This is a genomic window from Gordonia malaquae, assembly GCF_037148075.1.
GTDB classification, from domain to species: domain Bacteria; phylum Actinomycetota; class Actinomycetes; order Mycobacteriales; family Mycobacteriaceae; genus Gordonia; species Gordonia malaquae.
This window is the reverse complement of the sequence record NZ_JBBCUB010000002.1, coordinates 928,924-942,068: the sequence shown is the minus strand read 5'-3', so window position 1 is coordinate 942,068 and position 13,145 is coordinate 928,924. Positions and strand designations below refer to the sequence as shown.

The following is a 13,145-nucleotide window of genomic DNA, read 5'->3' as shown; positions in this document are numbered from 1 at the left end:
CCATGCTTGCCTTTCCGGAAGAGTGGGGGATCCGCCCGCCTCGCTCGTGGACCGTAGACCCGTCGACGGGAAACCGGCGGCCGGGGCAGCGTCCCGACGCTGTGCCGGTCCGAGCCTCGCTCGAGCAGCGGTTCCCGGCCAACGAACAGAAGTCGATCCGCAACGACGTCGTCTCCGATGAGCGGATCTTGCTGCTCCATCCGGGGGCGGACCGGAAGGTCGGCGGCATCACGAACGAGCACCAGGCGATCGCACCTGACGGGACGGTGTGGTCGATCGTCCTCGAACCGAACCCCCGTCGTCGCCGCCGATTCGGCGCGCCGACCCGCTACATCGCGCTCGTCATCCGGCGGGCCACAGACATCAAGGAGAAGTGATCATGGCTGATAACACCACCGCCGACCAGAACGACGAGGTCGAGTCGGACTTGGTCCAGTGGCTCGACGAAGACGGCCGCCAGCACACAGGCTCCCGCTACGGCGAGGGCTACCGGCTCCATCAGCAGAAGGAAGCCAAGAAGGCCAAGGCCGAGGCGGCGGCCAAAGCCAAGGCTGAGGCGGACGCCAAGGCCGCGGAGACCGCTGAGCCCGGCAACGCCGCCGAGGCGCCGGCGCCCGCTGCTGCGGGAGCGGCGTCCGCTGCCGAGGCTGCCGCGGCAGCAGCTCCGGTGGAGACGCCGGAGACCGCGAAGCCGACGCGGTCGGGCCGAAAGTAGTCGACCAGTGGCCGGCGTCCGTGTGTCTGCGCGGGCCAGAGTCATCGCCGATCAGGCGATCGCTCAAGCCAACCGGACTACGGTCGAGCAGCGCGCACGAGTCGCGCACATGATGGCCGACGACGCTCGCGCAGCTGCGCCGGTCCTCACCGGCAAGTACCGCGACGGTGTCGGCGTCACCGTCTCCGGAACCGACGTGAAGCTGGTCGACGAGGACGACCTCGCGATCCACAAGGAGTACGGGACCAGCGACACGCCAGCGCACGCGACGCTGATCAACGCCGCGAGCGCGTACGGCACCTACCACGGGCGGCGGCCATGAGGCGGACACCGTTCGCTCCCGGCGCAGCTCGTGAGCTGCTGCGCAGCAACGCCGACTTTCTCCGCCACTTCGACGGGCCGGACTCGATCACAACCCGTGAGGTCCCGAACCCGGTCACCGGGCCGTGCATCACCATCGTCACCGGCGTCAACCGCAAACAGAACGCCGAGCTGTCGAAGATCCGACTGTTCGTGTCCGTGTGGGTACCGAAGGCGGAGATCCTGGTCGACCGGGACGAGCCGATCCTCACCGACCCGGAAGAGCTGTCGTGGGACATCGCCGACGAGGCCGCGCGGATCTTCGATGCAACACGTGGCATGGGCAGAGGATCCAACGCGTTCGTCTTCCGCGGAGTCACGTGGAAGGCCGAGTGGGACGCCGGGCCGACGACGATGGTCGACAAGGACCGCGGCGACGACAACCCGCTCTACCGATCGGTGATCGAAGTCGTGATGAAGGCGGGCTCAGCGCCCGCATAAAGAACTCCTGCTCGCGCGCCGGGCAGCCCTTCTGCTGACGGGTTCGTATTCCGTCGAGTCGGTGTGGCGCAGCGTGCAGGACATGGCCCGGCCCCTGGTGCCTGCTCGGCACGCCAGGGGTCGGGCCTCCCCAATTTTCCGCAGTGATCGCTCACGACGTGGGCACCAGTAGAGGAGGCTCCGATGAGCACCACCCCCGACAACAGCAAGGCCTACGTGTGGCAGGACGGCGACGCATTCCGCGCGCCCGTCGGTACCGCGCTGCCGGCCGACCCGTGGGCAGCACCGCCGCTGGTCACCGGCACCAGCCCCGGCGTCACGTGGGATCCGTTCGGCGGCATCCAGGCAGGGTTCCAGCTCGATCCGCAGCAGGACGTCAAGAAGCACAAGATCTTCAACAAGCGCGAGAGCTCCTACGCGATCAGCCGCGGACCCCGCGAAGACACCACCAAGTTCCGTGCGACCGACTACTCGAAGGCAGCGGTGCTGACGGCACTGCTCGGCGGGTCGATCGTCGAGACGTCGCCCGGCAGCGACGTCTTCGAGTGGATCGAGGGCAGCGCCGAGGAGTTCGCGCTCCTGTGGATCCTCGCGGATCCGTCGAACGCCAGCGCGGACCGGACCGGCTTCTACACGCCGAAGGCGACACTCGCGACGCCTCCGCCGCGCGCCTTCACCGGAGAGGAGCTCGACGGCTTCGAGCTGGAGATCCTGTCTCTCGCACCGCTCCGACCCATCTCCAACTTCAACCCGCTCATCCCGTAGCAGGAGACGATCACTATGCCGAGCACCAAGAAGAACAAGTCCGGGGCGGCTGAGGTCGCGGCCGCCCCGGTCCTCGGGACGGCGCAAGCCGTCGCCGTCCCGAGGATCGACATCATGGCTGGACTCGAAGTCGGAGCGCCGTCTCTCGAACCGCTCCCTGCGACATTCCAGGGGATCGACTTCTCGATCCGACGGCACTTCTCGGCGGAGGTCGTGTGGGAGTGGACCCGCCTCCAGCACCGCGACTCAGCGAAGCTTTCCGTCGAGGAGATCGACAGTGCGTCGTCGCGACTGCTTGAGATCGTGATCGATGAAGCCGACCACGACAAGATCGCCGCACTGCGTGCCAAGGTCGAGGCGCTCGACGTACATGTTGCACGTCGGCTGTGGATGTACATCTACCTCCAGGCGGGCCTGGTGGACGAGCGGGGAAACCCTCTCGCGCTCTGATCGCTCTCCAGAAGTACGAGAGCGGTTGGGGCTCCCTGATCGCGAGGTTCCGTGTCGTCTACAGCACGGACCTGCGGACCGTGCTTGCGACGTGGCCGTGGCAGGACGCGCTCGCGATGCTCACCGATCTACCGTCATCGTGGTCGCACACGGACGAGAACGTCGCGACACTCGTCGACCTTCAGACGTACTGGCTTAGTGCGGAGTACGTGAAGTGGACCACGGATGCAGCCGAGGCGAAGAGGGCTGCTGCATCGCGTGAGAAGCCGCCCCCGATGCCTCTGATCCAGCCCGTTGCGCGCAGGCCACGGGCCGCACACGAGGCCGCCGTGCGCAGGTACGAAGAGCTCCGCTCTCGTGCGGAGCAGCCAGACGAGAGTGCGCACCGGCAGTGGACTGCTCGGGAACTGTGGGCCCACATCAGCGGGTCCGTCTAATCGTGAACGAAGGAGCACAGTAGATGGCCGGTGGCCGGATCGACATCGACGTTGTGCTCAACGATCGCGACCTCGCGCGCCGTCTCGACGGCACCCTGACCAGGGCGACGTCGATGGCGAGCAAGGCCGCCGGCGTTCTCGGGGTCGCGTTCGGTGGTGCCGCGATTGTCGCCGGCCTCAAGAGCGTCGCCGCCGCGGGTATGGACTACGACCAGGTCATGAACCAGATCCGCGGCACCTCGGGGGCCACGGACGCCGAGATGCGGAAGCTCTCAGAGACGGCGCGGCAGCTGGGCAACGACGCGTCGATCCCGGCGACATCGGCACGAGACGCCGCCACCGCGATGCTGGAGCTCGGCAAGGGCGGTCTCACTGTCCAGCAGGCGATGGAGGCCGCACGTGGGTCATTGACGCTCGCCGCGGCTGCGCAGATCGACGCTGGTCAAGCTGCCGAGATCCAGGGCCAGGCGCTCAACACATTCAGTCTCGACGCCAGCAAGGCGGGGCACGTCGCGGACGTGCTCGCCAACACCGCGAACCGGGCCGCTGGCGAGATCACGGACATCGCCGAAGGCCTCCAGCAGTCCGGCAGCGTTGCTGCGCAGTTCGGCATGACGATCGAGCAGACCGCCGGGGCCCTCGGCGTCCTCGCCAACAACGGCATCACTGGCAGCGACGCGGGCACCTTGCTCAAGTCGACACTGCTCGCGCTCCAGGACACCGCCGAGCCTGCATCGGCGGCGATGGAGACGCTCGGGATCAAGGTGTACGACGCCCAGGGCAAGTTCCGCGGACTGGGCCCGATCATGGACGAGCTCAAAGCCGCGTCGTCGAGGCTCACCGAGGAACAGTTCAACCAGGCGACGAACGTCCTGTTCGGCAGCGACGCGATGCGCCTCGCTGGAATCGCGGCGAAGGACGGTTCCGCGTCGTTCCGGGAGATGGCCGACGCTGTCGGTAAGGCTGGCGGCGCGGCGAAGCTCGGCGAGGAGATGAGCAAAGGGTTGCCGGGCGCCGTCGCCGCCCTCAGCAATGCTGCTGACGAGGCCAAGCTCGCTCTCTACGACTTGTTGCGGGGGCCGCTCACCGATCTCGCTGAGTATGGGGCCGACAAGCTTTCCGGTATCGCCGAGCTGATCAAGGGTGGCGGCATACCGCGCGCTGTCGATGGTCTCCGGCCGATCATTGAGAACGTCAAGGAGCTCGGGGCGGCGGGCACCGAGGCTGCACAGAAGTTCGCAGGGCCCGGTGGTGGTCTCGACATGGCCGCCGATGCGGCGAAAGCAACTGGGCAGGTTGCGGTCGCCGGACTGGCTCCCGTCGTCGGTGTCGTGCAGGGTGCGGCGAGCGCGTTCGCCGCACTTCCCGCCCCAGTCCAGACAGCCGCTCTGGCGATGGCATCGATGGGCTTCGCTCGGTCCAAGCTCAACAGCCACATTCAGGCCGGTGCGGGACTCGAACGCGGACAGATGACCCGACTCCAGCGGATGGGCCGTGAGATCGGGAGCTTCAACGGGGCGATGCGGACCCAGACGGCGCTCGCCGGTATGTCGGGTCAGCAGCTCAGCAGGTCTGCGTCGATCATGGCGGCGTACCAGACTTCGACCGGACATGCAGTCTCCGCGATGCGCGGGTTCACGAACCAGGTCGGGCAGATCCGCGCGGGTGCTGCCGCGGCAGGCACTCCGATCTCGGCGCTATCGGCGACCATGCGGACGATGGGTGAGCGCTCGGCAGCGCTCCAGCGGATCGGGACCGCGTTCACCACCGCGTCCGCGGGAGCGTCGACGTTCGCGCGGACGGCGGGGACAGTCGCCGCCAGCGGTACAGCATTGAAGATGGCCGGCAGTTCGATCGTTGGAGCGTTCGGCGGGCCCGTGGGATTCGGCATCACCGCGACAATCATGGCCGCCACCTGGGCGTTGAGCGCACACAAGAAGCGGCAGCAGGAAGCGGCGCAGGCCGCGGCCGAGCATGCGGCCGCAGTGAAGAACCTCGTCGGTCAGATCAACCTCGAGACGGGTGCACTCACCGCCGCCGGCAAAGAACAGCTGACGAAGGACCTGTCGGGCGGGGCTGGGCTCGGAGACGACAACGACACGTTCAAGTACGCGCGGGATCTCGGGATCTCCTCGCGACTCGTCGTGGACGCCGCGAGCGGGCAGCGTACTGCGATCCGCAGCCTGAACTCGGATCTAGACGATCTGATCGAAACCTCCCTCGCGTCATCGTCGGTCTGGAAGGACAACGCGCACCTACTCCGGGAGCAGGGGATCAGTGCGGGCACTCTCGGCAGAGCACTTCGCGGAGACAAAGACGCGATCGGTGCCGTGACCCCAGGACTCGACAACCTCAACCTCAGCCTCGACGACATGCGGGGACAGCTGAGTGGCGCGGGAAGCGCGGCAGCACACCTCGGAGTCAACACCGCGGCGGCATCAGACCGCGTCGAAGAGGCCACGGGCATTCAGCGTGGCCAGGCCGAGGCGCTGGCCGCGACGAACCCGCAGGCGAAGGCACTCGCCGAACAGATGGACGTGCTCGCCTCGAATACGTCGACGGCCGCGGACAAAGCGGGAGCGCTAAAGAAGGCACTCGACATCCTCACTGGCGATGCCGACACCTTCGATGAGGCGATGGGCGCGGCCGCCGAGTCGAATCGCAAGGTCGCCGATGCGTGGAACGCAGCCGCCGGTGAGGCCGGAAGCTACAACAAGGTCGTCGGCGACGACGGCCGGATCTCCACGAAGACAGAAGCAACGGCAGAGCTTGCGTCAACGGTCCGCGACGTCCGCGACTCGATGCACACCGCTGCGGCATCAGCCCTCGAGATGGCCCAGAACCAGGGAAAGAGCTCGGAAGAAGCGGCCACCGCCGCCACGACAGCGGCCCGCGAGATCTACGACTCGTTCATGCACCAGTCCGAGGGCGCCAAGCGCGCCGGCGTTGACGTCGCCGAGGTCGCCGCCGCGATGGGACTACTCCCACCCGAGACCACGATCGACCTACTCCTGGCCGGAGACGGCGAAGTGACCGCCGAACTGGCACTGGTTCGGGCCAAGCTAGAGATGGTCCCGAAGAACACCCCGGTAAAGATCACCGCGCTGTCTGACGATGCACGCGAAAAGCTCGAGATGATCAAGGGCCTGGTGATCGAACGAATCCCAGGGTCGAAGGACGTCAAGGTCACCGCCACGACGGACCAGGCGGCCGCCCGGATCAACGATCTCGTCGACGGACTCGCGAAGATCAACTCCAAGCAAGTCACCGTCACCGTCACTCAGCAGATTCACCAGATGGTCACGCAGGGCCCCGGCACCGCGCCCCAGCCTGTCGAGGGCGTGCCATTCCTCAATACCCCGGGACGCCGGTTCGCCACCGGTGGTGGAGTTGCTGACGATGGAGCGATCCGGGGACCAGGGTCAGGGACATCGGACTCGATCCGGACGTCGGTCCGCGAGGGCTCGCACATCTTCACAGCCGCGGAGGTTCGAGCCGCGGGAGGTCACGGCGCGATCAACCGCAAGATGGCCGCCATGTCGACGTCCTCCGTCGCATCGGCCGGCGCAGGCCCCATGGTTCCAGTCGCGCTCTCCAACGGTGAGCACTATGCGTCGCCGGAGCAGGTCGACGCGCTCGGCGGACACGACGCGATGCTCGCGTTCCGTGCCGGGCTGACCGGCGACGGTGGGACCGCGGCCGCGCAGCAGCGGCAAGGCCTCTATCTCGGCGGACTGGTGCGCGCGGAGCAGGTCGGCAAGCAGAATGACGGGCTCCCGTACATCACCGGCGCCCGCGACTGCTCGATGTGGGTGTCGTGGATGGTGTCGGCTGCGCAGGGCAAGGAGCTCCAGCGGCTGTTCACCACGTACAGCTTGATCGGTGGCCAGACAGCGGGGTTGGTCTCCGGCGCGTCGCCGTCCGATGCGCTCACGGTGGGCACGTCGATGGAGCACATGGCCGCGACCGTGCGCACCGAGCAAGGCCCGGTCAACACCGAGTCCGGCGGCAACAGCTCGCCGTCGCAGGTGCGGTGGGGGCGTGGTGCCGCGGGCGCTTTCGATCCGCAGTTCACGCACCGCTTCCACCTGCCGGAGAACCTGATCAATCCGCCGATCACCACCGAACCGGCGCCTGACGACAAGTCGTCGACCACGACGACGGATTCGACGTCGTCGGATTCGACGCCGCAGCGGCAGTACATCGAGGCACCGAAGGCCCCGAAGGCTGAGGATGTCGCGGCCGAGGCTGCGAGGATCGGCGTCCGCGGGCTCCTCGAAACGTTCGGCCTTGAGGACAGCGTGATCGCTGACCCGGACAAGTTCGTGGCGGGGCGTGCGTGGCAGATCGGCGAGAACACCAAACGGTTCCGCAATGAGCAGGGCGAGGCGCCGACGACGTCGGGGGTCAGCGAGGCCGACCAGAACGCGTACGACATCGCGAAGCTCAAGCGCGATCAGAAGTACGAGAACGATCGGCTCGCGATCAAGAACAGCATGCCGCCCGGTGCGGCTCGTGACCGGAAGCTGCTCGACCTCAAACAGGACCACGACAAGGCGGGACTGGACGCGAAGATCGCGCTGCGGGGGAAGAAGAACGGGACGACGTCGACGACCGACCCGTCGGCCCCGTCGACTCCGACCGGTCCGACGACGGGCTCCGCTGACTCCGACCCGTACCTCGCGGTCAACTCAGCTCCGTATCGGCCGGGTGCTGGCGCGGCGCAGTGGTCGAAGGAGATCGCGGCCGCCCTTAAGATCACGAACTCGGCGGCGTCGTTGGCGTCGGCGATGATCGGGCAGGGCGACATCGAGTCGAAGGGTGACCCGCGCGCGGTCGGTCCGGACTCGTCGGACGGCAAGCCGATGGGGTGGATGCAGGTCAAGCCGCCGACGTTCGCCGCGAACCGCGACCCGAAGCTGCCGAACGATCCGTTCAACGTCCTCGCCAACGGTGTTGCCTCCCTGAACTACGCGAACAAGCGCTACCCGCAGGGCATCCCGTGGCCGACGACGCAGGGCTACTGGGGTGGTGGGATCTCGCCGATGGACAGCAAGTCGGCCGCGATCGTCGGGCCCGGAAAGTTCCGGCTGCTCGGCGACCGGCAGCTCACCGATGAGTTCTTCATCCCGGACACCGACGATCCGCAGCACATCGAGATCGGCGCGGAGTGGGCTCGGCGCCGCGGGTTCCAGCTGGTGAACATGCATGCCGACGGTGGCACCGCGGCGCGTGCTCGTGGCGGGCAGGCAGCGCTGATGGACCGGCCTGCGGCGGTCGGCGGTCCGGTGACGAAGAACTACAACTACTCCGGTCCGGCCGAGCAGGCTCCGAAGTACTTCCGTGAGGCGCGGCGCCACGACCGCATCGACACCGCTGGTGCCGGTGTCCGTCGGGCTGGAGCGAAGGGGGTCCGGTGGTGAGGGCACGGGGATTGGTGGACGACACGGTCGTCCGGATCTACGACTGGCGAGGCAGCGGGGACTTCGTCGAGTTGTCGGGCCCTCGGCAGGGCGACCACGGGGCGCGGCTCCTCGAGGGCGTCGAGGGGATCTGGGAGGCCGAGCGGTCGTTGGTGTCGATCAAGACCGCCCGGCTGCCCGGGTCGATCCCTGTCGCGGTCCGCATCGAAGAGCTCGAGATCGACTTCATGACGATCATCCAGGGCAAGGATTCCCTCGAGTGGCAGTGGTGGAACAGGCGCATCCACCGGCTGCTGTCGTTCGATCACGATTCGCTGCTCGTTGTGCAGACGCTCCCGTGGGGGCCGCGGTGGATCAAGGTCCGCCGGTCGGGAAAACACGAGACGGAGATCGAAGAGGACCCGACGTGGTCGCTCTCGCAGCTGTGGGACTGGCGGTTGGTCGCCCACGACCCGGACTGGCGGACGAAGGATCTGACGGCGTCGTGGTCGAACAATACGGCCGCGCGCCGAGGGAACCTGCGCGTCGCGAACCGCGGTGACCGGCCGACGTTCGTGAAGTGGGCCGGCCGCGGCGGAAACTGGAATCTGCAAGCTCCGGGCGGGCAGTGGAATCCGCTGCCGCGCATGGCTGCTGACGAGGAGTGGAAGGTCGACTCGCACCCGCTCGCCACGCAGTTGTCGTCGACGGCGGACCGTGACAAGTGGCGCCGGCTGCAGCGTGGATTCACCACGCCGATCAGCGAGCCCGGCGCGCACGCGTTCGGCGTCGAGTGCGAGGGGCCGCTGTCGGCGGCCAAGGTTCAGCTGCGCGTCGAGCAGCGCTACGAACACCCGTGGGGCTGACGATGTACGGGGCGAACGATGACGATCTTGACGGCATCTTCCACCGGCTCGACGAGCAGGACCGCGCCGATCGGCACGCGCATTTCTCGTCGTCGCTGATCCAACTATGGGACGGCAACCTCGAGTATCCGCTCGAGGTGCGGTCGGTGATCTTCCATGAGGGGGAGGACCCCGCGTACAGCGTGGGCGGCGGCAAGACGCAGTTCGTCTATGACTCGCCGGAGGGGCACTACTGCTGGGACCTGATCCGGCCCGACGAGGATCTGCACCTCACGGTCGAGCTCGTCGACCCGGACGACCCGCAGGTCGGGTTCGATAGCCGCGTCCTGTTCAAGGCGATCGACGTGGACATGGTCGACGCCGAGGACGGAAGCAAGGTCATCGAGGTGACGTGGGTGTCGTCGCTGATCTGGTGGGACACCGCGATCCTGATGGCGTGCCCGGCTCTGCCGCCGGCGGTGCAGCCGATCCACTACTACGTCGCGCTCGGCAACATTCGGTCCGCGTTCCTCCAGGCGATCTTCTTGTCCCTCGTCGTCACGTACTCGCCACTGTGGCGGTTCGTCGATGACTGGACCTCGCCCGCGAGTTACCGGGACGCGGTCGACCCGCGCCGGTGGCCGTTGATGGTGTCTCCGGTGTCGCCGCTGCGCGACGCGACCAAGCCGGTGCTTGCTGCGTTCCGTTTCGACATGGCGCTGCCGGCGATGATCGACCAGCTTCGCGACGCGGACTGCTTTCCGACGGCGAAGCTCTGGCGGCCCGGTGATCCGCAGCCGTTCCCGAAGCACGTGACGCTGACGCGTCCGGTCGTCATCCTCGACATCGTTCACGAGGAGCTCGTCCCCGGCATCACCGGGACGGCGCTCGATGGGTGGATCCATCTGCTCGTGCAGCTCGGCGACGATCTGATCACCGAGATCGTGCACCCGATCCTCGACCCGTCGGCGACGAAGGCGCTGCCGTCGCAGCATCCGCTCGGCGACAAGCTCGGGTTGGCGCCGGCGAAACCGTGGCCGGTGTACCGGCAAGGGGAGTACTCGGGGATCACGGGGATCACGACGTCGCGGATCTCCCGGAAGAAGAGCCGCGGCACCGTCTACTGGACCGGTGGCCGGTCGCCGGAATGGGTGAACTCGGCGATCACGCTGGCGATCACGACGGCGTTGGACTACCTCGGGTGGGCGATGGCGATCCCCGGCCTGGGCAACCTGTACCAGGGCGAGTTCGACAACACGCTGCTGGCGTTCGCGAAGGTCGAGAACCGCCGGCAGGCGAGGCGCGCCGGCCGGTTTGCGATCCGGCACGTGTGGTGCTCGGAGGGCTCGACGGGGTTCGGTATGGCGACGGCCGTCGCGCTCCGGAAGGGCTACTACGACACCAAGCCGCGTCTCCTCCAGACGGTCGAGGTCATCGACGGGTTCCCGTACCGGATCGGCCGCGACATCCGGAAGGGTTCGGCGTGCTGCTTCGAGATGCCGGACGGATCGATCTACGTCGACCGCATCACCGACGTCAAGCACCGTCTCGACCGCGACGAAGAACTCCGGTTCGCACTCACTGTCGGTGACGGCGAGGCGGACCCCGACCCGATCGCCGAACTGTGGGCGCAGGCGAGCCATATCCGCGACGTCGCCCGCAAGATCTTCCTGGAGCACTGACATGGACCACCTCGAAGGCGTCTGGCGCGCCGACCCCGGACGCTCGACAGAGCCGCACCGGTTCGCGGACTTCTTCCGCGACGTTCCGCTCCTGCCCGACGGGCAGGCGATCTACCTCGACGCCGCCCAGCGCAACCGTCTCGCGATCCACTGCGAGGCCGTCGGCCTCCGCAAGACGGCACCGCAGCAGATCAAGTACTGGCCGCCGCCCCGCGGCCAACACATGCCCGGGAACTGCGGACTGTGGGTGCCCGTAGACGTCGAGGATCCCGTCGAGCTCGGCACCCCAGACCCGGCCCTGATGACCGCACACGAACGCGAGCACCTGCGCGCGCAGCTCGCTGCGTTCGACGCCGCAGACCACCCCACCGACTAGCACTGCCCCGATCTCTTGGCCCGTCGCCGACTTGGCGGCGGGCCGTCCTGTCACGCCCGCAAGGAGAAGCCCATGACCACCGCAGTACGCCCCACGTTCAAGGACATCGTCAACTTCGGCGGGTCGTTCTCACCGCGCTTCGGTGCCCGCGTTTGCTACGCGCTCGGCCACACACAGGAAGGACCGGGCGACGCGTACTCGTTGGCCGCGTACTGCCGCAACCCTGCGAACAACGCCAGCTACCACGACATCATCGACAACTTCACGTGCATCGCGATCGTCGACACCGACGACGCGTCGTGGTCAGTGCTCAACGCGAACCCTCGCGCGTACAACTTCTGCTACGCCGGATCGCGCGCGAGCTGGACTCGTGAAGAGTGGATCCGCAACATGCGCAACGGGATCCGGATCTCGGCCTGGAAGATCGTCGAGAACCTTGCGAAGTACCCGTACCTCAAGGCGATCGTGCAGGCCCGGCCGTACCCGAAGGGCGACATCGCGTGCGTCGCCGACCACTACTTCGTCACCCGCGTTCTCGGCATCGGCACGCACACCGACCTGGGCCCGCACTACCCGTTCGACCTCCTCGAGGCAGACATCCGCATGTACCTCGGCATGACGTCACCCAAGCCGCTGCCCGCCCCGGTGAACCGGATCAACGAGCGCGCCGCCAAGGCCAGCGACGATCTGTTCGTTCTCGGTGCGCGGGTCAAGACCGGCCGCGAGAACGCGATCGGCGAGGTCGTCACGCCGGACGGCCGCGGCCGATGGGCGAAGTTCGAGAACGGCTACGTCTACTGGTCACCGACCACCGGTGCCGTCGCGATGCCCGACGAGATCTTCGACGTCTGGAAGACCCACGGATTCGAGGGCGGAGCACTCGGCTACCCGACGGTCGAGCGCACTGAACTCGACGGCGGCCTGGTGCAGGCCTTCGAGCGTGGCGTGATCTACCGCCGCCACGGCTCGGACATCGGGTTCTACGTGCACGGCATCATCGGCACTCGCTGGGCACGAGAAGGGTACGAGGAGGGCCCGTTGGGCTGGCCGATCAGCAACGAGTACAGCGATGGTAACGGCGGCCGCCGGCAGGACTTCGAACACGGCTCACTCCTGTGGGATCCGTCCGGCGCCGTGAAGGTCGCAGCCGTGAAGGTGGTGATGGCCGCATGATCACCCTGACTCCGGCGCGTCGCCGGTTCATCTACCGCCTCCTGGTGGCGATCGCGGCGGTCGCCGTCGTCTACGGCCGGATGTCGCAGGCCGAAGCCGCCCAGTGGGTAGGGCTGGCTGCCATCATCCTCGGCGGCGCTGGCAACGTCCTCGCCGACCGCAACGTGCCGCCGGACGGTGATCGCTGATGCCCGTCGTCGAAGACGCCGTCGACCTGATCGGCCTCGCGCTCTACCTCGGACTGCCCTTGATCGGCAGCGTCGTCCTCGGCCGGTTCGCGCTCCAGCAGAAGCAGGTCGAGGCGCGGATTGCCGAACTCGAGCGGCTGCTCGCCGAGACCCGGGCCGACCTCGCCGCGTCGGTCGAGTCGAAGAGCGCCGTCGAACACCTACTGCGGGTGGCGGTCCGGCACATCCGGGACTGGGTGGCCTGGCAAGTCCAGCACGCACCCGAGACCCCGGCGCCCGCGCTGCCGCCCGAACTAGTCGACGAAGTCTGA

The 13,145-nt window shown here is 67.6% G+C and carries 14 protein-coding genes; all 14 read left to right on the top strand.

What is annotated here, in order from left to right:
• The first annotated feature begins 2 nt into the window (after positions 1 to 2).
• The 14 genes from WFK36_RS11525 (at position 3) to WFK36_RS11460 (ending at position 13,145) form a co-directional block, all read left to right on the top strand.
• Positions 3 to 377: a hypothetical protein gene (locus WFK36_RS11525; protein WP_336791775.1), complete on the top strand. Its 375-nt coding sequence runs from the start codon at positions 3 to 5 to the stop codon at positions 375 to 377.
• Between the two features lie 2 nt (positions 378 to 379).
• Positions 380 to 715: a hypothetical protein gene (locus WFK36_RS11520; protein ID WP_336791774.1), complete on the top strand. Its 336-nt coding sequence runs from the start codon at positions 380 to 382 to the stop codon at positions 713 to 715.
• Between the two features lie 7 nt (positions 716 to 722).
• Positions 723 to 1,037, top strand: coding sequence for an HK97 gp10 family phage protein (locus WFK36_RS11515; RefSeq protein WP_336791773.1), 315 nt, complete (start codon positions 723 to 725; stop codon positions 1,035 to 1,037).
• Complete coding sequence (locus tag WFK36_RS11510) at positions 1,034 to 1,516, top strand: hypothetical protein (protein ID WP_336791772.1); 483 nt, start codon at positions 1,034 to 1,036, stop codon at positions 1,514 to 1,516. The genes WFK36_RS11515 and WFK36_RS11510 overlap by 4 nt, the downstream gene beginning before the upstream one ends.
• A gap of 183 nt (positions 1,517 to 1,699) precedes the next feature.
• Complete coding sequence (locus tag WFK36_RS11505; protein ID WP_336791771.1) at positions 1,700 to 2,281, top strand: hypothetical protein; 582 nt, start codon at positions 1,700 to 1,702, stop codon at positions 2,279 to 2,281.
• Between the two features lie 15 nt (positions 2,282 to 2,296).
• Positions 2,297 to 2,731 carry a hypothetical protein gene (locus WFK36_RS11500; protein WP_336791769.1) on the top strand — a complete coding sequence of 145 codons (435 nt, stop codon included), beginning with the start codon at positions 2,297 to 2,299 and terminating at the stop codon, positions 2,729 to 2,731.
• 80 nt (positions 2,732 to 2,811) lie between these two features.
• Positions 2,812 to 3,168 carry a hypothetical protein gene (locus WFK36_RS11495; RefSeq protein ID WP_336791768.1) on the top strand — a complete coding sequence of 119 codons (357 nt, stop codon included), beginning with the start codon at positions 2,812 to 2,814 and terminating at the stop codon, positions 3,166 to 3,168.
• Positions 3,169 to 3,191: 23 nt separating this feature from the next.
• Positions 3,192 to 8,591, top strand: a complete 5,400-nt coding sequence (locus tag WFK36_RS11490) for a phage tail tape measure protein (RefSeq protein ID WP_336791766.1) — start codon at positions 3,192 to 3,194, stop codon at positions 8,589 to 8,591.
• Between the two features lie 14 nt (positions 8,592 to 8,605).
• Positions 8,606 to 9,436 (top strand): hypothetical protein, encoded by an 831-nt coding sequence (locus WFK36_RS11485; protein ID WP_336791765.1) that lies wholly within the window; start codon positions 8,606 to 8,608, stop codon positions 9,434 to 9,436.
• On the top strand, positions 9,427 to 11,097 hold the full coding sequence (locus WFK36_RS11480; RefSeq protein ID WP_336791764.1) for a Gp37-like protein: 1,671 nt from the start codon (positions 9,427 to 9,429) through the stop codon (positions 11,095 to 11,097). The genes WFK36_RS11485 and WFK36_RS11480 overlap by 10 nt, the downstream gene beginning before the upstream one ends.
• 1 nt (position 11,098) lies before the next feature.
• Entirely contained in the window at positions 11,099 to 11,473 is a 375-nt protein-coding gene (locus WFK36_RS11475) for a phage gene 29 protein family protein (RefSeq protein WP_336791763.1), read from the top strand.
• Between the two features lie 72 nt (positions 11,474 to 11,545).
• Complete coding sequence (locus WFK36_RS11470; protein ID WP_336791762.1) at positions 11,546 to 12,646, top strand: LGFP repeat-containing protein; 1,101 nt, start codon at positions 11,546 to 11,548, stop codon at positions 12,644 to 12,646.
• Complete coding sequence (locus WFK36_RS11465; protein ID WP_336791761.1) at positions 12,643 to 12,834, top strand: hypothetical protein; 192 nt, start codon at positions 12,643 to 12,645, stop codon at positions 12,832 to 12,834. Before WFK36_RS11470 ends, WFK36_RS11465 begins: the two co-directional genes overlap by 4 nt.
• Positions 12,834 to 13,145, top strand: coding sequence for a hypothetical protein (locus tag WFK36_RS11460; protein WP_336791760.1), 312 nt, complete (start codon positions 12,834 to 12,836; stop codon positions 13,143 to 13,145). The genes WFK36_RS11465 and WFK36_RS11460 overlap by 1 nt, the downstream gene beginning before the upstream one ends.